This window comes from Pedobacter humicola (assembly GCF_056490705.1).
Map to the genome: position 1 here is coordinate 51,477 of NZ_JBWJIG010000020.1, position 21,386 is coordinate 72,862.

Consider the following 21,386-nt stretch of genomic DNA (forward strand, 5'->3'; position numbering starts at 1 on the left):
ATATACGTAAGCTTGAAGATTCCCTTCTGGATAAACGAATAGAAATCCGTGTAAAAGTGTAGGCAATAGTCGTGATCACATAATATGTTAAATAGGCAAAGAAAAACTAACAACATAGAAATGACAACAGAAAGTCAGAAAATGCAAATAGCAAATAGTAAGGTATCTTTAAGAGAGCTCATTATTATCATGCGAGAATGGAAAATTTACCTATTTTCAAAATGGGTTATCATCTTAGTTTTCTGTTTGTTGGGTGCTACCCTTGGTTTAGCTTATGCATTCTATAAAAAACCAATATACACTGCTGCAACCACGTTTGTGTTAGAAGATGGTGAGAAAACAGGCGGATTAGCAAATTTAGGTAGCCTAGCCTCGATTGCAGGTATTGACATTGGTGGCGGCGGAGGGGTTTTTCAGGGTGATAATATCATTGAGCTATATAAGTCCCGATTGATGATTCAAAAAGCATTGTTAACGTCCGTTGACGTAAGCGGTAAACCGGTTTTGTTGATAGATCAGTTTATAGCAATAAATAGCTTAAAATCGAAATGGAAGCAAACAGATTGGTCAAAGGTTAATTTTAATTCTTTTAACCAGCCTTCTGTTCTAAAAGATAGTATTCTCAGAGAAGTGGTTAAAAATATTAATGAAAACTATTTGAGTGTTGGAAAGCCCGATAAAAAGCTAAGCAAAATTAAGGTAGAGGTTAAATGCCGTGACGAGCTTTTTGCTAAGGCTTTTTCAGAACAGCTTGTTGCTGCTGTGAACGACTTTTATGTGAAAACTAAAACCAAGAGATCCGCAGGGAATGTTGCTGTTTTGCAACATAAAACAGACTCGGTAAGGGCGGTTATGAATGGTGCCATTTATGCAGCAGTTCAAGTTGCCGATGCTACCCCCAACTTAAACCCTACCAGACAGGTGCAGCGCGCCGCACCTGCGCAAAAGGCGCAGTTTTCTGCAGAAACAAATAAAGCAGTACTTAGTGAAATGGTTAAAAACTTAGAGATTACAAAAATGACCTTGTTAAAGGAAACGCCACTCATTCAACTGATAGATACACCAACATTACCATTAGAAATTGAAAAGACAAGTAAAGCGAAATGTGCAATTATTACGGGCGTGCTATTTGGAGTTTTAGCTTTTATAATTTTAATAATTAGGAAAATTTATTTGGATGCTGTTAGGTAAAACCACGACCGAATATTCAGTGCTAGGCATGATGAAATTTAAAGACGACAGAATTTTCTGGTTAAATTATTGTCAGATAGGTATAATTAGACGAAAATGATTGATGAAGAGCGAGCTCAAAATTATTCTTGGTAATTCCCTTTATTTATATTTGATCCAAGGATTAAATTATCTTTTGCCTCTATTAACACTCCCCTACTTATTGCTTACCCTTTCCACGGAGTCATTTGGTAAGTATAGTTACGCATTCGCATTTTCGCAATTTATAATATTATTTGTTGATTTTGGGTTTAACTTAACTGCTACAAAAAAGATAGCAGAAAATGTTGATAATGAGCATCAAGTAAAGGATATTTTTTGGAATATATTGATAATCAAATTTGTTTTCTTCTTGATGGCTGCACTGGTTACCATTATCGCTACCTTATTTATAGATAAACTATTTGAATACCGAGAAGGTATTTGGATTTCTTTGACCATGGTTTTAGGCACTGTTTTGTTTCCCATCTGGTGGTTTCAGGGATTGAATAAGATGAAAGCCCTGAGCTTAATCAATGCATGCTCTAAACTGTTATCGTATCCTTTAATATTTATTTTGGTTAAGGACAAAGAAGATTCAGGAATGGCTATTTTTATTCAGTCGTTAGCTATTCTGCTAGCGGGCTTAATCTCTATAGCTTATGTATATAAAAATTATAGATACTATTTTATAAATTTTTCTTTTTCGACACATCCACGCAATTATATGGATGAAATAAAAGGATCATGGCCAATATTTCTATCTAATTCTGCAATAAGTTTATATACTAATAGTCTAACATTACTTTTAGGTTTTTTCTCCACGCCCTATAATGTCGGTCTTTTCGCGGCAATTGAACGTATTGTGAGGGTTATTTGTTTTGGCGTACTAGGCCCCATTAATCAAGCATGTTTCCCCTTACTGGCGAGATTGAAACAAACAGATTTTGCAAAAGCAAAAAAGATATTTAAAATGGTATTACTCGGCGTTACCGTGATAATGACAGTGTCATTTTTGAGCTTCATTTTCTTTGAAAGTTGGATTGTCTCCAAATTTTTAATCGGATTTGATCGTAATGCAAGTTATTTGTTACTACTCTTCATGACCATGATTTTTCCAATTGCTTTAGGTGGTGTAGGTGGGCAACTAGGCTTGCTGGCATTAGGTAATGAAATGCATAAAAGGAAATTCTCTTCAATTTATTTAATTACCGGATTTTTAAGTGTCCCATGCAGTGTTTTAGCTATTTTTTATTACCAGATAAACGGAGCTATTTATAGCATGTTAACTGTAGAAACTGTTATTTTTTTAGTAATATTCTATTATGTTAAAAAATTTAGGTTTTTATAACGCAAAATGGTTTTTGCTCGAATGGGAAAAAGTAAAATTCGACGTTAAAGTAGGATGCATTCATTCCTGTAGTAGGGATTGTACGTTTTTGGGAAAGGTTTTACCTGTTGTAAATGCAGTTATTTTTAAATACACAGTATTATGTTAATATACTATCTGGTATTTGTCTTGTCTTTTCTTTTTTGTGCCTTAGACTTTACAGATAAAGTTTATTTAAAAGTGAGTATTTATGTTCTATTTTGCCTGTCCCTCATAACATTAGTAGGCTTTAGAGCTATAGGACTAGATAACGATAGTATAAACTACGTAGAGATGTTAAAACAGGCAGATAACTATACGTTTTTGGAAATTTTTAAAGGAGACTATTCAGAAAATACCGAACGAGGGTATATGTTACTCAATAAGCTTATTCTCGTTTTGGGTGGTGATGAAAGGATACTGTTTATTTTAGTAGCATCTGCAACAGGCATTTTAAATTACACTTTTTTTTATAAAAATTCCAATTTTCCTTTTACATCATTGTTGTTTTATTTAAGTTTCTTTTTGCTTTATCGTGATTTTACACAAATTAGATATGGTCTAAGTTGTGCATTAGTTTTTTGGTGTATACATGCTCTCGCGCAGTTTAAATACTTCAAGGCTTTGCTTTTATTTGCCACTTCACTACTTTTTCATAATAGTGCATTTATATTGATACCTGTACTAATCCTTTGCTTTTCTGTGAAGAATAAATACTTTTATCCAATATTGGTTGTAATATCTGTTGTTGGTATATTTTATAATTTCTTCTCGGTGGTATTAACGTTGGGCGGGATACCGGAGCATATGCAAATTTATTTAGAAGAGGAAAGTGGAGGCGGACTAGCAGTGGCTGCGTTGGGATTTTTAATTATGGCAGTTTATTTCATAAACTCTAGCTATTTGAATGGGAATAAAGATTTAAGTTATTCGCTGTATTACAGGATTTTTGCATCCGGTTTGGCGCTAAGTTTATTCTTTTACCAAACATCAATATTACAAAGGTTTTCATATCTCTTATTCCAGTTTGGCATTTTACTTTTGCCAAATATGTTGTCTACGCTTCAAACAGGAGAAAAACGATACTACTACTTTACCCTACACATCATTTTTCTTGTATTCTTTCTGTATTATGGTATTAAACTAATTGATCCAGCACTTATTCGTCCTTATTTTTGATTTTTATGGCACAATTAGATATTTTAATGGCAACCTACAATGGAGGTCAATACTTAGAAAACCAACTATTGTCGCTTATTGGTCAGACCTTCAGAGATTGGAAACTGAAGATTCATGACGATGGTTCTAGCGACAATACAATAACCATTATAAAAAGGTACATGAGCTTAGATGAGCGTATCTTTTTAATAGAAGATGGCATCGTTTGCGGTGGGGCTGCCGCCAACTTTATACATTTATTTAAACTGTCAACTGCTGATCTGACTATTTTTTGCGATCAGGACGATATCTGGTTTGAAAATAAACTTTCCTTGTTAGTGGCTAAATTTCAAGGGGTAAGTGATCCGATGGCCTGCTTTGCCAATGGTTATGCTTACACGCATGATCGAGGAATAATTGCAGACAGGATTACTAACTCATACCCGAAAAACCTAAGGGAGCAATTGTTCCTTAATGGAGGAATACAGGGGTGTTCTTTGATGTTTAACCAACAACTAAGAAGAAAACTTGAACATATACCAGCAGAAATTGTGATGCATGATCATTTTATTACACTCGGTGCCATCACCTTTGCGAAATTAGAAAGTGTAGAAAAGTCTTTAATGCTATATAGGCAGTTTCATAGTAATAAAGCTACTTCAAATATAAATTATGATAAGGTTGCAAAAATAAAATCACTATTTAAAAGTGAGATACCAGTAATTGACCGCAAACATTTCGAGGCAACTAGGTCTTTCTACGCAACCTATCAAGATAAACTTAATGAAGAGCAAAAGAATTTGTACAGAGCATACTTTGCATTTGCAACATCTGGTAATTTGTATACCAAGATAAAGCTCCTTTTGCAACATAGATTCAGTATTTATGGCAGTATCTTAGCACTTGTTTTTAAGACCATTATGCGCAAAACTATCAACTAACATGTACGTAACTATTTTTACCCCTGCCTATAATCGCAGGCAATTGATTGAAAGATTGTACAAAAGTCTCTTGGAACAGACAAACCATCAGTTCGAATGGGTTGTTGTGGACGATGGAAGTACAGATGGCACGGATTTGTTTTTTGATGACTTGCGAAAGTTAACACTGCCTTTTAAACTTGTGTATCATAAGAAAGAAAATGCGGGGAAACATATTGCGATAAACGAAGGAGTAAAACTAGCTCAAACCCCTCTTTTTTTTATTGTAGACTCTGATGACTATCTTACGATAGATGCCGTGGAAACGATAAAAACACACTGGGCGGAAATTGATAAGAATCCGGCTATGGGTGGCATTGTATTTAATAAGTGTACCTTAGATGGTAATGCTAACGGAAATCCGCAGTATACACAAATGGACTGTAGCACTTTAGATTTTAGGTATAAATATAACGAAAAAGGAGATAAAGCCGAGATTATCAGAACATCCATTTTTGAAAAATATCCTTTTCCGGAAACCTTAGGAGAAAAATTCTGTCCTGAAGCCCTCTTCTTTAATCGGTTGGAAAAATATAATCTTCGATATATCAACAAAAATATTTATATGTGCGAATATCAGCCAGAGGGATTAACTGCTAATATTTTTAAAGTAAGAAAGAATAGCCCGATTAACACCTGTATGTGTTATGGGGAATTGGCAAATTATGATATACCTGCTACGCAGAAACTAAAGGCGATGGTTAATTTTTATAGATTTGAACGATATGCCGTGACCAGAATTACGGTACCATTTAAGCAAACATTGCGGTCGCGTTTGGCAAAATCGCTTGCCGATTTGATGTACCTTACTAAAGACAAAAATCGCTAATGGTGCTTGAATTTAAACTTTGATAATGATTATGTATGCTAAAGAGCTTTTTTATCATTTTTTTTATTTTTAATATCACCCACTTAGGATGTGCACAAACGCAAAACATCAAAACATATAATATTAAAAGTTTTGGCGCTAAAGGTGATGGTATTGCTGATGATACGGAAGCCATACAAAAATGTTTTGACGTAGCCGTGAAAAGCTTAAACGCTAAGGTAGTTGTCCCTTATGGTCAATACAAATTGCATAAGGCTTTGGTATTGAATTACGTTGAGGGTATCAAGGAAATAATTGGTGAACAACGGAATAAAACCAACCCTACATTTGTTTCAAGTTCTTTAACAGACATTCTGGTTGCCCGTGGCTATTTGTTTGAAAATTCTATAAGTATATTCAAAATCAGAAACATCACGCTTATTGGAAAAAATGTACCTTTTAGCAATACTCATCCAAAAATCAACAAAGCGGATTGGTCTGCTGCGCTGCTTATTTACGATAAAAACCAAGCACACGTGAATAATGTTATTGTAAAGGAGTTTTACGGGCAAGGAATCCATATAGCATCAACTAAGCAAGAGGGAATTCCCGTATCGGCCTGTTTTCAATATGCAGAAGTATTAAACTCCAAGATTTTAAATGTTTGGGGCTATAATCCTAAAAATGATAGCTACGGTGATGGAATTTATATGTCAAACGTAAGAAGGGGTACGATCAGTAACAACTACATTTGCAATAAGCTGTCTCAAACAGGTCAGTTAGGAAGATCAGGTCTCGTTATTGAATATATGTGCAAAGATATCCTCATCAGCAATAACGTGGTGGAAGAGGGCTATGACCGTGCCCTGCATGTAGAAGAAACAGATGGCGGGCATCGCATTATGAACAACAAGTTGTTAGGTAGTGATTTAGGTTTCGTTCTGGTTGAGGGGAATAAGCAAACTTCCTATAAAAATGTATCTTTTCAAGGAAACTACATTAGTAATAAAAATTTAAGAATGCTTAAAACGGTAAAAAAAACCTTCGCCAGGGGGAACTATGGTGATCGCTCGTTATTGTTTATTGATACTAAAAGGCTTTTGGGGTCGCCACAAATTAACATCACGGATAATACCTTTCAAATAGATGGTGCTTTCGAATATGATTCCAATGTTATATTCAATAATCGCTCAGATTACGTTATACTAACTAATAACCGCTTCGAAGCTACGAGTACAACTAAAAATTTTTTGATTGCAAATTTCTCTAAAATTGAAAATGGCAACGGTTGGAAAAATAAAGTGGTAAAGGCTCAATAATATATTTTTTTGAAAGCACTTTAATTAAAGTAATTGTAGCAAGTATAATATAAAGCCTATATTTGGTGTCATTTTGCGTATTGATGCGGATATTACATATAATTAATTCTTTAGGAGTTGCTGGAGCAGAAAAGCTACTTGTGGATGTCTTACCAAGATATAAAAGTTTCGGAATTGAGGCAAGTTTATTGTGTTTGAATGGAGAAAAGACAATATTTTACGATACTTTAAGTCAAAATTTTGATGGTAAAATAATGGATCTTGGAAAAGGCTCCATATATAATCCTTTGCACATTTTTCGCTTAAAAAAGCATTTAAAGAATTTTGATGTTGTTCATGTGCATCTCTTTCCTTCCCTGTATTTGGTAGCTATAGCCAAGTTCTTATTTCGCTTAAAAGTGCCCCTGTTATTTACAGAGCATAGCACAAACAATAGACGCATAGACCATTTCATATTCAGGATGTTAGACCGGTTAATTTATAGCTTTTACAGTGGCGTATTTGCTATTACTCCGGCTGTAAAGCTAAAGTTAGTTGAAAAACTAAAATATGATGCCAACCGTTGCTATGTTATTTATAATGGGATTAATGTTGCTGTATTTAAAAATGCGTTGCCTTATCCGAAGCGTGAATTTTTTGAGGATGAAAATGCTATCCTTCTTATTCAAACTTCGAGATTTCAAAAGGGAAAAGATCAAAAGACGGTAATTAAAGCACTCGCATTACTACCTAACCATTTTAAGTTGCTTCTGGTTGGAAATGGTGAATTAAAAGCTGAATGCGTCGAATTGGTTAACCAATTGCATTTAAAGGAAAGAGTTCTCTTTTTAGGTGTAAGAGCCGATATCCCAAACTTAATTATGACAGCTGATGTGGTAATCCAGTCATCAAATTGGGAGGGATTTGGACTTACTGCTGTAGAGGGAATGGCTGCAGGCAAACCAGTTGTAGCCAGTAATGTTAGTGGTCTTAACGCAATAGTCGAATCCTACGGTTTACTTTTTAATACCCGGGATGAGCAAATGTTAGCTTCCTGTGTAGAGCAATTAATGGCTGATCCCGAATTTTATAATGAAACTGCGAAAAAATGTGCGCAAAGGGCAGATCATTTTGGTTTGGAGAAAATGTTAGCTGCACAAATTGAAGTTTACAAAACCGTTTTAAGTCATAATATATGAATGCAGAGTTGAACAAAACGTTTCCTCAGCCAAAAAAGGTGCTCCATGTTGTCAATATTGCGTTTGTATTGCCATATTTTATAGGAGAACAATTCGCATTTTTTAAGCAGAAAGGAGTAGTTTTTCATATAGCCTGTAGTCCATCCGTTTTTTTTGACCAATATGTTGCCCAAGAGCAAGTGGTGGGCTATCCAATTCCTATTTTAAGAAGCATAAATCCCTTTGTTGACTTAATCTCCATTTATAAATTGTATCGTCTAATAAAGGCAGAGGGGATCGATGTGGTTATAGGGCATACACCCAAGGGCGGCTTATTGGCCATGGCAGCTTCATTATTGGCAGGTGTTTCACAAAGAATTTATTTTAGACATGGCTTAATGTATGAAACTTCTAAAGGCATCAAGAGAAAGCTGTTGAAGGCTATTGAAAGCATTACTGGAATGATGGCTAAAAAGATCGTTTGCGTTAGTCCTTCTGTGTTAGTGGTTAGTGAGAAAGAAAATTTAAGTGATCCAAAAAAAAATATTCTCTTGTATAAAGGCACCTGTAACGGAATTAACTTGCAACATTTCTCAAAAGCTAATCTATCCCCTGCCGTTACCATGTCTTTAAATAATAGATACAACATCGCGCAAAATGATAGGGTTTTTGGTTATGTGGGTAGATTGGTAAATGACAAAGGAATTAAAGAATTAATAGAAGGTTGGCAACTCCTGTTAAAAGAATTTAGGCAGATTAAACTGTTGTTAATCGGTCCTTTTGAAGACCGTGACGCTCTTGCGGAAGACATTAAAGAATTTATCATAAACGAGCCGTCTATTATACATACAGGCCTGATTTTAGATGTATTGCCTTTTTATGGCCTCATGGATATATTTATATTGCCATCACATAGGGAGGGGTTTCCAACCGTTGTGTTGGAAGCATCTGCTATGGAAATTCCGGTAATTACCACCAGGGCAACTGGTTGCATAGACTCAATCGTAAACGATTATACAGGTAAATTTGTTGGTAGTAAACCCCTGGATATTAAGAATGCAATGGCATACTACTTGGAGAATCCAAGCATTGCCCACCAACATGGTTTAAATGGGAGATTATTGATGGAGCGTGATTATGCCCAGGAGTTAATCTGGAAAGAAATTGAAGATAAAGTGCTTGAATTATGAAGGAAATCAAAATAACCGGTGCTACAGGTTTTGTCGGAAAGAATTTGGTTGACTATTTGCGTAACGATTATCAGGTTAACACCTTGTCGCTTCGTTTGGTAACCAATCCGGTAATCGACCCTGAAGATGAAGTAATTGTGCATTTAGCAGGTAAAGCTCACGACCTGCAACGAGCAACGGTTCCTAGTGCCTATTACGAAATAAATTACGAACTTACGAAAAAGCTTTACGATGCGTTTCTTAAATCCAATGCTAAAAAATTCATATTTATCAGTTCAGTAAAAGCCGTTTCAGACGTTGTTGAGGGTACATTAACCGAAGAGGAAATGCCTAAACCATTAACTCATTATGGAAAATCAAAATTACAGGCCGAGATGTACATTCAAAACCAACCTTTACCTGATGGTAAAATGTATTATATACTCCGTCCCTGCATGATTCATGGCCCTGGCAATAAAGGCAACCTTAACCTTCTTTATAAATTCGTTAAAATGGATATACCATATCCTCTAGCTAGTTTTGCAAACAAACGATCTTTTTTGAGTGTAGAGAACCTTTGTTTTGTAATTGATGAACTTATCCGGAGTGAAGCCCCTTCTGGTGTGTATAATGTTGCCGATGATGAGCCAGTATCAACAAATGAAGTAGTTGGTATACTAGCTGCATCTTTAAATAAACAGCCAAAATTATGGCCAATTTCAGCCACTTTAATTAAAAATCTTGCAAAGTGGGGAGATAGGCTTAGATTACCATTAAATACAGAGCGGTTAACGAAATTGACAGAGAATTATGTGGTTAGTAACGATAAATTAAAAAATGTTTTAAATATCACCTTGCCACTAGCTACCAAAGAAGGTTTGATGTTAACTGCAAATTCCTTTCGGGTTTAAAGCCACACTCTTTAAAACTAACTTTTTAGATCATTATCTTTAACATAAACGTATGGTTACATTTATACCTGCCATCTTGATTTTGTTTGCATTATTTATAATGGAACTGGCTTATTTTAAAATAGCTGATCATTATAATATTATTGATAAGCCAAATGCCAGAAGCTCACATCAAGCAGTAACGTTACGTGGTGGCGGGATTGTTTTTAGCCTGGCTGTAATTATTTTTTTTATAGTATCTGATTTCCAATATTTCTACTTTGTTATAGGGTTGATTTCGATTGCTATTATTAGTTTTTTGGATGATATTTTAACCTTGAATAATAAGGTACGTTTAAGTGTCCATTTCGTTTCCGTATTATTCATGTTTTACCAATGGCAACTGTTTACGGAACCTTGGTACTATTTGGCCATTGCTTTGGTATTTGTGGTAGGAACCATTAATGCCTATAATTTTATGGATGGAATTAACGGAATAACGGGGGCCTATAGCCTTCTTGCCACCTTAACTTTATACTACATTAACGTAAAGATCGTTTCTTTCACCTCGTCTGATTTGCTGGTTATACTGGCCCTTTCGTTAATTGTATTTAATTTTTTTAATTTCAGAAAGAAGGCGAAGTGTTTCGCGGGTGATGTAGGTAGTGTGAGCATAGCATTTGCGCTTATTTTTCTTATCGGTCAATTGATTTTCAAAACAGGGAATTTTGGATATATTTTATTGTTTTCGTTGTATGGGCTTGATACAGCTACCACCATTATCTTTCGTAAAATACGCAAAGAGAATATATTTGAGGCGCATCGGAGTCATTTCTATCAATACCTTGCTAATCAAAAAAAATGGAGCCATTTGGGGGTAACTATTTTATATGTCACGATTCAGTTTTTGCTTAATTTGGTGCTGTTGCTATACATAGATATAGACATTATGTCTATCCTGATATCTGTCGTTATTATAACCAGTTTGTTTCTAGGGCTACGGTTTGCAGTAGAAGGTAAGCACTACCTGTTGAAGATCCATAATTGATTTGTGAATTCATTATTTCATCACTCTGAAGAATAAACAACCATTTTATTTATAATTAATTTGATAGTAATGAATATCTTAGAATAAGAGTTTATCTTTGAAAGCTTAAAAATAGATAGAATGAATAAAACCTATACATCCTTTTGTAAAAACAAATTCTCGCTTGGTGTATTTTTTGCACTCTTGCTTTCGCAGCTAAGTGGTTTCAGTCAAACCTTACCAGTAGGTATATTGAATGGCGTAGAAGATGCTTATCGCCGTTCTCAACTGCTGGGATTAGATACGTCAAATAGCTCTTATTTAATTAGACCACTATTTATTAACGAGCGTAATTCGCATCAGTTTGATGAAGAAGGTGAAACACAATCACTTTCTGGTTTTCGTAAGCGTTTGTATCAATCATCTAACCAGTTGCTTTCTGTTTATGCGCTGCCAGTAGTTTGGCAACAACAATTCAATAGCCATCATCCCTATGGAATGAATGATGGTTCAATGATTCAGGCCAAAGGTTATCAAACTCAGTTCTCGGCGGGTATCTACACAAAATTTGGTCCACTAAGCATCCAGTTAAGGCCCGAAGTTGTGTATGCTCAAAATAGCAACTTTACGCAAACCTACGAAAGAGCAAATGGAACCGCATTTGCTAATGCCTATCGTAACTATTTAAACCGTATTGATTTGCCTGAGCGTTTTAGTGGAGGTAGCTATTCGAAGGTAGGTTGGGGACAAAGTAGTATCCGGCTAACTTTTGATCCTGTATCTATCGGTCTTTCAAACGAAAACTTGTGGTGGGGGCCAGGTGTAAGAAACTCCCTACTAATGAGTAATAATGCCGATGGTTTTAAGCACGTTACCTTGAATACTACAAGACCTATCAAGACTTATATAGGTTCGTTCGAAGCACAATTAATTGGCGGGAAGCTAGAAGCTTCTAATTCGGCAATGCCATCACTACCAGGTTATAACCAAAAGCCAACAGATTGGCGTTACCTTTCTGCTTTTGCCATTACTTGGCAACCTAAGTGGGTGCCGAATTTATTTTTTGGTTTTGATAGAGCTTATGTGGTTTACCATAACGACATGGAGAATGGCCTCGCGGGATATTTGCCAGTTTTTTCTGCACTGGAAAAACAAAGCTATAGGTTAGAAGACCCGACTCTCCCAAATCCCGAAGATGTTAGAAAAAGCGATCAAAACCTTTCTTTTTATGCCCGCTGGGTAATGCCAGAATCTAAAGCAGAAATTTATATGCAGTTTGGCAGAAATGATCATGCCTGGGATGCACGCGACGCGTTCGTAGAGCCTGAACATTCAGAGGCATATGTAGCTGGTTTCCGAAAATTGATCGGATTGAATAAGCCCGATGAGTATATACAGGCGGGTATTGAATTTACGCAGTTGCAAGGTACCTCCACGCGTACATTGCGTGCGTATCCATCCTGGTATGCACATCATTCAGTAGTAGCTGGCTATACCAATAATGGACAGGTTTTTGGAGCAGGTATTGGCCCAGGTAGTAATATGCAGTCTTTAGATGTAAATTGGGTAAAGGGTTTAAAAAAAATTGGTTTAACGATAGAGCGAACATTAAACAATAATGATCTTTATTACAGTGCTTTTGGTACAGGGACGGTAACTGACTTTAGGCGGCATTGGGTAGATTTAGCCTTTTTGGGTAACTTAAACTGGGACTACAAAAACTTTATATTAAATGCTCAGTTCGGCTATATTCGATCGCTTAATTACCAATACCAGTTAAGCAATCAAAGTCCGACCGATATCTTTGTTTGGGACAAAGCTGACGTTAATAATTTTCATGCTAAAATTGGCTTGTTATATAGATGGTAATTCTAATTTGTTGATGATCGCTAATTCGTGATACCAAAATTATGTGAACCTAATATTGTGTTTTTATGGCAGTCAAATTTCGATTTAACCAAAGATAATCACAATTTATTTATCGAAACATTGTAATGCTGTGATAACTTCAGTTATATTATTAAAAAAGACTGTTACAAGGGAAAACCAATTAAAAATGTGAATGAAAAATTGGTTATATATGTTTATCAGTTATTTAAGCTCTGTTTTCATACTATCACAATGATCAATACACGGCTAAAGATATTGTTTATACCGATAAGAATTTTTGGAACTGGGATAAACAAGATGTAAACAATCTTCATCTAAAAGTAGGTTTAATGTATAGGTGGTAAAACTTATGGCTTAATGGTGATTTCAGGCGAGAGGATTCAATAGTTTTGAGCTTATATTAGCCAGAAACTTAAAAGTGGGAAAGAAAATGGGTACTTAATTTATCATTCATGGAATTAATTTCATACTAAATGGTAACGCAGGTAATTTTGCGAAGATGTTTTCGTTTACTTGGTATTGATTGATGTGCTTCGCAAGGTGTATAATGGAGATTGTGGGGTAGTTTTTGTTTTAAATATTATTTAACAATAAAATAATATTGTTTTTATTTTGTTTTGGTAAAAATAACTGGTTTTTTTGTTGTTGTGCTCTGAAAAAAGAAGGTTTTTTTTAGATAGTCGTTGTTTTCTTTATCTTTAGATGATTTAATTTTAAAAATATCCCTCCATGTTCTCTATTTTTAAGAAAAAAAAGCCCGTTGTGACTGACCTCAGCTGGTTAGGTATTGATATACACTCTCATCTGCTTCCAGGAATAGACGATGGATGTAAGAATCTTGATGAGTCGCTTGACTACATTACAAAATTACATAGCTTGGGATTTAATAAACTGATATGTACTCCTCACATTTTTACCGAACTTTATCCCAATACCCCTGAGACGATCTCGGCTGCCCTTAATCTAGTGCAAGATTCGCTTGAAGCAGCGAAAATTGATATAACAGTTTCTGCGGCTGCTGAATATATGGTGGACGAAAACTTTAAAATAAACGATAATTTGATGTGCTTACCTGGAAAACACATACTTATCGAAATGTCGTATTTAAATGAAAGTCCCAATATTGAACAGGTAATCTTTGATTTGCAGATTAAGGGTTATGTCGTAATTCTCGCCCATCCTGAACGCTATAATTTTTATCATCAGGCCCCGGGAGGATATAAGCGCTTTAAAGATATGGGTTGCCTATTTCAGCTTAATCTGCTTTCTGTTATTGGGTATTATGGAAAGGGAGTGAAACATGCAAGTGAATATTTAATTCAAAAGGGCTTATATGAACTCGCAGGTACAGATCTTCATCATGAAAAGCATTTATCGGTACTTGATAGTGCTGTGAAGAATGGCCAGTTGCACCATTTGATAGGTGGTTACGGTTTTAAAAATAAAGAGTTGTTTGGGTGAGTGGTTATCTACCTACTTCAGGGTATTCTATATTTCAATTTAGATTTTAATACAATTATATGACGATATCTGATATATTTGCAAATATTTTATGTTACATCTACTAATTTATGAATAAAGTATTCTTTTTTAAAAATTTTAAAATTCTAGTAATCCTGACTATACTAGGGCTGGCCTCGTCTTGTGCAAATAAAAAAGACGTCGCTTACTTTCAAAACTTAAGTCAAGACAATGTTAGATCTACATTAGATTCGACAGCTAAATTTGAGGAACCAAAAATCCAACCAGACGATATTTTAGCAATTACCATTATCACTATCGATCCTGCAAGTGCTTCTGCGGCTAACCAAACTGGTATTTTACCTACCGGAGGATCGTCGAATAATTCTGCTGATAGACAAATTAATGGCTTTTTGGTTGATAAAAATGGTGAGGTTGAATTAACCATGATTGGTAAGGTAAAGTTGGCCGGATTAACGACGTATGAAGCTAAAGAACTCATCAGATCAAAAGCGGCCAAGGATTTTAAGGAACCAAACGTTAATGTGCGTTTTGCAAACTTTAAAATATCTGTTTTGGGAGAGGTAACAAAGCCAGGTGCTTACATCATGCCAAATGAAAAAGTTTCTATTCTGGATGTACTGAGCTTAGCCGGCGACCTTACTCTTTATGGAAAACGCCAAAATATATTGGTATTTCGAGAAATAGATGGACAAAAAATAACTGGACGATTAAATATCAATTCTACTGATTTATTTAAAAGTCCATTTTATTATATGAGACAAAATGATGTCATTTATGTAGAGCCAACGAAAGCTAAAGTTGCAGCACTGAATAATCCCACTCGCACTACTATAGGAATAGTTCTTTCCAGCATCTCTGTCCTGGCGATAGCCTTTACAAGAATATTTTAATAAAAATCAGATTAAATATAATTTACAAGAATAATAATGGACGTACAAGCCAATAATATACAAAATAAGAAGGAAGAGGGGTTTGATTTTAGGCTAATATTTAACCGCATTTTGTCTGCATGGCCCTGGTTTTTGTTGAGTATAGGTTTAGCTCTTTTTATATCATTTTCTTATTTGCGTTACAGCACGCCAAAGTACCTTATAAAAGCAAGGGTACTCGTACACGATGATACCAAAGGCGGGCTTGGAGGTCAGGATGCTTTAGGCGAGATGGGCGCATTATTTGGTGTGAAAAGCTCTGTAGATAATGAGGTGGAAATTTTGAAGACCCAAGACCTTGTAGAAAAGGTTGTTAAGGATATGAAACTTAATGTTAAGTACTATAGAAGTGGTAACATTAGAAATATCGAGCTATACAAGAGTCCATTTCAGGTAGAAATTTTAAAAGAAGACGATACTATAACCAAAACTGATGTTTTAGTTAAGCCATTGGCTAACAATAAGCTGGCTTTAACTATTGATGGCTCTGAGCGGACGGTTAACGTTGATAGACCATTTAAAGTAAAAGGTATTGGCCTTATCCAGATCCACAACAATGAACCTCTATTGCCTGGACGTGGTGAATATAGTTTTACTGTAAAGTCTATTGAAGCAGCTAGCGCGGAATTAATGTCCAGCCTAATTGTGTTGGCTACCAATACTAAGGTGACTATCATCGATTTGAGTCTTAGTCATGTGGTGCCCAAAAAGGGAGAGGACATTTTAAATAAATTGATAGAAAAATACGTTCAAGGCAATATTGATGATAAAAATATGATTGCTGATAGCACGATTAAATTTATCAGAAATAGGCTAAGTATTATCGGGAGCGAATTGGGGGATTTGGAAGGAAACATTCAGGGGTTCAAGGAACGGAATAACCTTGCAGATATGAGTGAACAAAGTAAGGTGCTGGTGCAAAATACAACTCAGTACGTAAATGAACTTTCTGCTGTCGAAACGCAACTTAATATCTTAACAAGCCTTCAAGAATACCTGAAAGATGATAGTAAAAACAAAAGGGTTCTGCCAAGTTCAATATTGCCCGATGATGCTGTTTTTAATGGCTTAATCGATCGTTATAATACTTTGTTGCTGGAAAGAGATAGGAGGTTACTCAGTCAGACTGTAACCAATCCCAATATCGTAAACTTAGATGCTCAGATCATCAATTTACGGGCTGACATGCTTTCAAATATTCAGAATACTCAACGCACATTGAATATTCGCAGAGATGGCATTCGGAAACTGGTGAATAATGTAGAAAATAACCTACAGCAGGTTCCGAAAATTGAAAGAAATTATCTCAATCTGGCTAGACAGCAGCAAATAAAGCAAGAATTGTATCTTTTCTTGATGAAGAAAAGTGAAGAAACATCCGTTTCTAAAACAGCTAATTTATCTAATGCCAAAACTATAGACTCCCCAAGATCGGAAATCAGGCCATTCAGTCCTAAAAAGGAAGTAGTTATTCTCGTTTTTGTATTATTGGGTGTTTTTTTACCTGTAATTGTAATTTACTTCAAAGATTTGTTCAATACGAGAATTGAGTCTAAAGATGATATTACGCGATTAACAGATGTACCTATCATTGGTGAAATTAGTCATAACAAAGAAGGTGTAAATCTTATCGTTGCTGCTAAGGCTAGATCTGCTATTTCGGAACAGTTTAGAGCACTGAGAACCAACTTATCTTTCTATATAAACGGAGATGACGAAAAGACAATTTTAATAACGTCGAGCATGTCTGGCGAGGGTAAATCTTTTGTGTCCATAAATTTAGGTAATATCCTCGCATTAACAGGCAAGAAAGTGCTGTTGATGGAATTAGATTTGCGAAAGCCGGGATTATCAGCGAAAATCGGTTCAGGTGGTGCTATCGGTTTTACAAACTATATTATTGATCCTTCTACAGCAATTGATAGTCTAATTAAGTCTGTTGATCTCCATCCAGGTTTATTCCTTCTAGGATCGGGACCTATTCCTCCAAACCCTGCTGAATGCCTGATGAGCGATAGGACCAAGTTGTTAATGGATGAATTGAAGAAAAGATTTGACTATATAATAATTGACTCTCCTCCGGTTGGGTTGGTTGCAGATGCGCAATTATTGGCGCCCTTCGCTGATGTTTGCCTTTATTTAGTTCGTCAGAACTATACAAATAAAGATCAAATGGGAATCATACAAAACCTTAAAGACAGTGAAAAAATGAATAGACTGTCAATTATAGTGAATGATATTCAGAAAAAAAGTGGTTATGGTTATGGTTATGGCTACGGTTACGGTTATGGCGAATATGGTTCGGAAGAAGAGTCTAGTAGTTTCTGGAAACGGTTAACTAATAAATAATAATTTGGGTTGGACAGCTTCTTGATACCTTGAAGATTCCAGCCTAGAAATATTCCGATTGGTTAATATACCGACGGAAATTATTGATTAAGTGCAGGGGAAGTTTTTGCAAAAGTTTTATGACTTTGAATCTACGCCAGTAGATTCAAAGTTGGTTAGTCGTTAAAATATCATGCTGTTATATGAAGGAAAGTGTTATCTGTTATGTTTTTTAAAGGAAGCGTGTTTAATTATTCAATCTTCACTCAATTCCTGACCGTGAGCGTTGCAATATCCATTTGTATCCTATTCTGGTTTTTGTTAAGAACGGTTAACGCTCAGTTATTGTTAAAATATTTTGGCTCTTAAATTGCATATATGTCCCATTCAAAAAGAATAGCCAAGAACACGATGTTACTTTACTTCCGGATGTTAATCACCATGGGAGTAACATTGTATACCTCAAGAGTTATATTAGATGTTTTAGGTGTACAAGATTATGGGATATACAGTGTTGTTGGCGGAATAACACTTATTTTCTCCTTTGTAAATAACTCTATGAGTACTGCAACCTTGCGGTTTTTAACTCTTGAAATAGGAAAAGATGATAAAGAAAAACTGGCCAAAACCTTTTCTTCTGCATTAACTGTTCACATCCTTATTGCTTTTATCGTTCTACTTTTAGGGGAGACCATTGGTTTGTGGTGGTTAGAAAATAAACTGGTAATTGCGCCCGACCGTATGGATGTTGTGCGATGGATATATCAGTTATCATTGGTAAGTATTATGATTACCATTACCCAGGTTCCTTATAATTCTATCATCATCGCTCATGAACGCATGAATGTATATGCTTATGTAGAAATATTAAATGTTACATTGAAGCTGGTGGTGGTGTATTTATTGACAATAGCTAATGCCGACAAACTTTTATTGTATGCCATATTTCTATTGTGTGTATCAATCGTTGTAAGTACCATTTATAAAATATATTGTGTCAAGAATTTTACTGAAACAAAGTACAAAATTGGTTGGGACAGTGAAATAATCAGGCCGATGCTTAATTTTTCGGGCTGGAATGTTTTGGGTACTTTTTCTTATGCGGCTAAGACCCAGGGCGTTAACGTGCTGTTGAATTTATTTGTTGGTGTTGCAGCAAATGCTGCTTTTGGAATAGCAACTCAGGTCCAAACTGCTGTTCAGAGTTTTGCGAGTAGCATAATAACGGCTTCAAATCCACAAATTGTAAAGCATTATGGTGCAAATGAATTTGACCAGATGAATAAACTGATCATTTGGACATCCAAATTATCTTTTCTTTTGGTTTTTGTGATTTCTTTTCCGCTCATTGCTGAAACCCACTTTATACTTAAGTTATGGTTAAAAGATGTTCCGGATTATGCAGTCGCTTTTTCGCAGCTAAATCTTATTGCAATTCTTTTAGTTGCCATGTTTACTATTCTTTCTAATGCTATTTATGCTACCGGTAAATTAAGGAGTTTTAGCATTATTTCCAGTATTACGTATATTTTAGTAATGCCCATTTCGTATTTTTTATTAAAGGCAGGGTATTCAGCAACTGTTCCTTTCATAGTGAACATTTTATTATTAATAGTAGGTTATTCTAACAACTTGAGAATTGCTAAAAAAAATGTACCAAAATTTTCAATCAGATTTTTTATAGTACATGCAGTTTTAACGAATTTACTAACAGTATTAGTTGCTTCAGCAATTCCATTACTTCTGCACTTTTATATGGGTGAGAGTTTTCTAAGGGTCGTTTTAATAGGGTTTTCTTGCGTTTTTGGAACCATTGTTTCCGCATATTTTATTGCATTTGATAAGGAAACCAGACAAAAGACTGTAGAGATGATTTTAAATAAAATTCGAAAATAATATGCTTGCGATTTTCAATAAATTAAAAGGAATTTATAAAAGGCGGAAGCTTTCTAAGCTTTTATTAAAGTTAAAGACATTCGGAGTGCTTAATGAGGTAAATGTCGACATTCAGATTGTTCACCCCGAACGGGTAGCGCTAGGCTCCTATGTTTATATAGGCCCTGGTGCTCAGATAAACGGGCAAGGGGGGGTTGAAATAAAGTCAGGAACCATTATTGGCCCCAAGCTTACTCTTTATTCTGCAAATCATCGATTCAGAGATGCTGAGTATATTCCATACGATCAAATTTATGATTTTAGGAAGGTTATAATAAACGAAAATGTTTGGATAGGCAGTAATGTAATTATTGCTCCGGGGTCAGAAATCGGAGAAGGTAGTGTTATCGGTGCCGGAAGTGTTGTTTCAGGAAAAATCCCTCCGTTATCAATCGCAGTTGGTAATCCTTGTAAGGTAATTAAAACCAGAGACGAGGAACACTATTATAAATTAAAGAAGGAAGAGAAAATTTATTTAAAGTATAAAAAAGAAGGGCATATAGCGCTAAATTTAACATTGGGATACGAAGAGTAGTGTGAGGGGAAGGTAATACTGTTTGTTTACAACCGAGTAAATTACTTTAAAAAGATCTAAAATGGGGAAAAGATGGTTTAATAATATAGAAGGAGGCAGAGGATATATGTCTTTGTGGGTGTATGTAACCCATGTCGTTACATTTGCCGCCTTACCCATTGAAAAAGGTATTGGCTTAGGTAATGTTTTAGCTAACGGTAATCATGCGGTTATAGTTTTTATTCTGATGAGTGGCTTTGTTATAGAAAGATTATTAAGAAAAGATGAACCCTACTTAAATTATATTTTTCGGAGAGCCTTCCGTTTATTTCCGTGTTACCTGGTCGCGTTATTTATCTCTATATTAATGTTAGATTTTAGTAAAGAAGTATTAACAAATATTCCATGGGATAATATTAAAAATGTTAGTAGGATCAATACAATAGATGTGGTGAATAATCATTATTGGGTGCATATTATCAGTCATGTTTTTTTATTGCATGGCCTGATACCAAATACAATGATACCTGCTACCTATTCTATTATGGGGCAGTCATGGAGCCTAACTTTAGAATGGCAATTTTATTTAGCAGCACCTTTTCTGATTGGTTTGATAAAAGATACGTTTAGTAAGCAAAAATCTTTTATTATTATGTTATTGTTGCTCCTTTCCTTTCTAGTAGCAATTGCCTTTATGAAGCAGGCTTCATTTTTACCAAACTATATTGCTGTATTTGCTGCAGGTTATTTAACTTCAATTTTAGTAGATACATTCTCCGAAAAGAATAAATTGCTTTACGTTTTCTTATTTGTGCTGGTAGGGATACCTTTAACGGTAAAGGGTACACTGGGCGCATTGCCATTTGCTATCTGGGCAATTATTATTATTTCCGAGGTAAAATCAATACCATTCCTCAATATTATATTTTCATCTAAAATAGCTTCATTTTTTGGTAAGATATCCTATTCATTCTATTGTTTTCATGTGATATGCATCATTTTATCATCCTACTTGTTGATTTCGGTATTTAAAATTTCAAATCAAAACATGTATGCAGTATACTTAATAATAGGCAGTTTCTTATTAACAACCTTAGCTTCATATATAAGTTATAAATATGTAGAGCTCCCGGCGATGAGCTATGCCAAGAAAAAATTTATTTCCAAACCAAATTTATAAGATTTATGTCAAGGGCCAGTAACACTGGTTATTTAAAAA

17 protein-coding genes are annotated in these 21,386 nt (G+C 35.1%); all 17 read left to right on the plus strand.

From position 1 onward, the window contains the following. Positions 1–120 precede the first annotated feature (120 nt). The 17 genes from AC04Q1_RS23455 to AC04Q1_RS23535 all read left to right on the plus strand — a co-directional run bounded on the left by AC04Q1_RS23455 (position 121) and on the right by AC04Q1_RS23535 (position 21,347). Positions 121–1,191 (plus strand): Wzz/FepE/Etk N-terminal domain-containing protein, encoded by a 1,071-nt coding sequence (locus AC04Q1_RS23455; RefSeq protein ID WP_478366978.1) that lies wholly within the window; start codon positions 121–123, stop codon positions 1,189–1,191. A gap of 103 nt (positions 1,192–1,294) precedes the next feature. Beyond that, complete coding sequence (locus AC04Q1_RS23460) at positions 1,295–2,560, plus strand: oligosaccharide flippase family protein (RefSeq protein ID WP_478366979.1); 1,266 nt, start codon at positions 1,295–1,297, stop codon at positions 2,558–2,560. Between the two features lie 141 nt (positions 2,561–2,701). Next, complete coding sequence (locus AC04Q1_RS23465; RefSeq protein ID WP_478366980.1) at positions 2,702–3,757, plus strand: EpsG family protein; 1,056 nt, start codon at positions 2,702–2,704, stop codon at positions 3,755–3,757. A 5-nt stretch (positions 3,758–3,762) separates the two neighbouring features. Next, the gene (locus tag AC04Q1_RS23470) at positions 3,763–4,677 is read left to right on the plus strand and encodes a glycosyltransferase (RefSeq protein WP_478366981.1); all 915 of its coding nucleotides are present in this window, start codon (positions 3,763–3,765) and stop codon (positions 4,675–4,677) included. A 1-nt stretch (position 4,678) separates the two neighbouring features. Next, the gene (locus AC04Q1_RS23475) at positions 4,679–5,545 is read left to right on the plus strand and encodes a glycosyltransferase family 2 protein (protein ID WP_478366982.1); all 867 of its coding nucleotides are present in this window, start codon (positions 4,679–4,681) and stop codon (positions 5,543–5,545) included. 35 nt (positions 5,546–5,580) lie between these two features. Beyond that, a complete protein-coding gene (locus AC04Q1_RS23480; protein ID WP_478366983.1) occupies positions 5,581–6,843 on the plus strand; it encodes a glycosyl hydrolase family 28-related protein in 1,263 nt (420 codons plus the stop codon). A gap of 83 nt (positions 6,844–6,926) precedes the next feature. Beyond that, positions 6,927–8,021, plus strand: coding sequence for a glycosyltransferase (locus tag AC04Q1_RS23485; RefSeq protein ID WP_478366984.1), 1,095 nt, complete (start codon positions 6,927–6,929; stop codon positions 8,019–8,021). Then, complete coding sequence (locus AC04Q1_RS23490; protein WP_478366985.1) at positions 8,018–9,190, plus strand: glycosyltransferase family 4 protein; 1,173 nt, start codon at positions 8,018–8,020, stop codon at positions 9,188–9,190. Before AC04Q1_RS23485 ends, AC04Q1_RS23490 begins: the two co-directional genes overlap by 4 nt. After that, positions 9,187–10,080 (plus strand): NAD-dependent epimerase/dehydratase family protein, encoded by an 894-nt coding sequence (locus AC04Q1_RS23495; protein WP_478366986.1) that lies wholly within the window; start codon positions 9,187–9,189, stop codon positions 10,078–10,080. The genes AC04Q1_RS23490 and AC04Q1_RS23495 overlap by 4 nt, the downstream gene beginning before the upstream one ends. A gap of 52 nt (positions 10,081–10,132) precedes the next feature. After that, entirely contained in the window at positions 10,133–11,107 is a 975-nt protein-coding gene (locus AC04Q1_RS23500) for an MraY family glycosyltransferase (protein WP_478366987.1), read from the plus strand. Between the two features lie 120 nt (positions 11,108–11,227). Beyond that, a complete protein-coding gene (locus AC04Q1_RS23505) occupies positions 11,228–12,955 on the plus strand; it encodes a capsule assembly Wzi family protein (RefSeq protein ID WP_478366988.1) in 1,728 nt (575 codons plus the stop codon). A gap of 750 nt (positions 12,956–13,705) precedes the next feature. Further along, positions 13,706–14,437, plus strand: coding sequence for a tyrosine-protein phosphatase (locus AC04Q1_RS23510; RefSeq protein WP_478366989.1), 732 nt, complete (start codon positions 13,706–13,708; stop codon positions 14,435–14,437). A 110-nt stretch (positions 14,438–14,547) separates the two neighbouring features. Next, complete coding sequence (locus tag AC04Q1_RS23515) at positions 14,548–15,351, plus strand: polysaccharide biosynthesis/export family protein (RefSeq protein WP_478366990.1); 804 nt, start codon at positions 14,548–14,550, stop codon at positions 15,349–15,351. A gap of 36 nt (positions 15,352–15,387) precedes the next feature. Further along, entirely contained in the window at positions 15,388–17,739 is a 2,352-nt protein-coding gene (locus tag AC04Q1_RS23520; protein ID WP_478366991.1) for a GumC family protein, read from the plus strand. 357 nt (positions 17,740–18,096) lie between these two features. Beyond that, positions 18,097–19,614 (plus strand): MATE family efflux transporter, encoded by a 1,518-nt coding sequence (locus AC04Q1_RS23525; RefSeq protein WP_478366992.1) that lies wholly within the window; start codon positions 18,097–18,099, stop codon positions 19,612–19,614. Position 19,615: 1 nt separating this feature from the next. Beyond that, positions 19,616–20,188: an acyltransferase gene (locus AC04Q1_RS23530; RefSeq protein WP_478366993.1), complete on the plus strand. Its 573-nt coding sequence runs from the start codon at positions 19,616–19,618 to the stop codon at positions 20,186–20,188. Positions 20,189–20,249: 61 nt separating this feature from the next. Then, entirely contained in the window at positions 20,250–21,347 is a 1,098-nt protein-coding gene (locus AC04Q1_RS23535) for an acyltransferase family protein (protein WP_478366994.1), read from the plus strand. Positions 21,348–21,386: the final 39 nt, after the last annotated feature.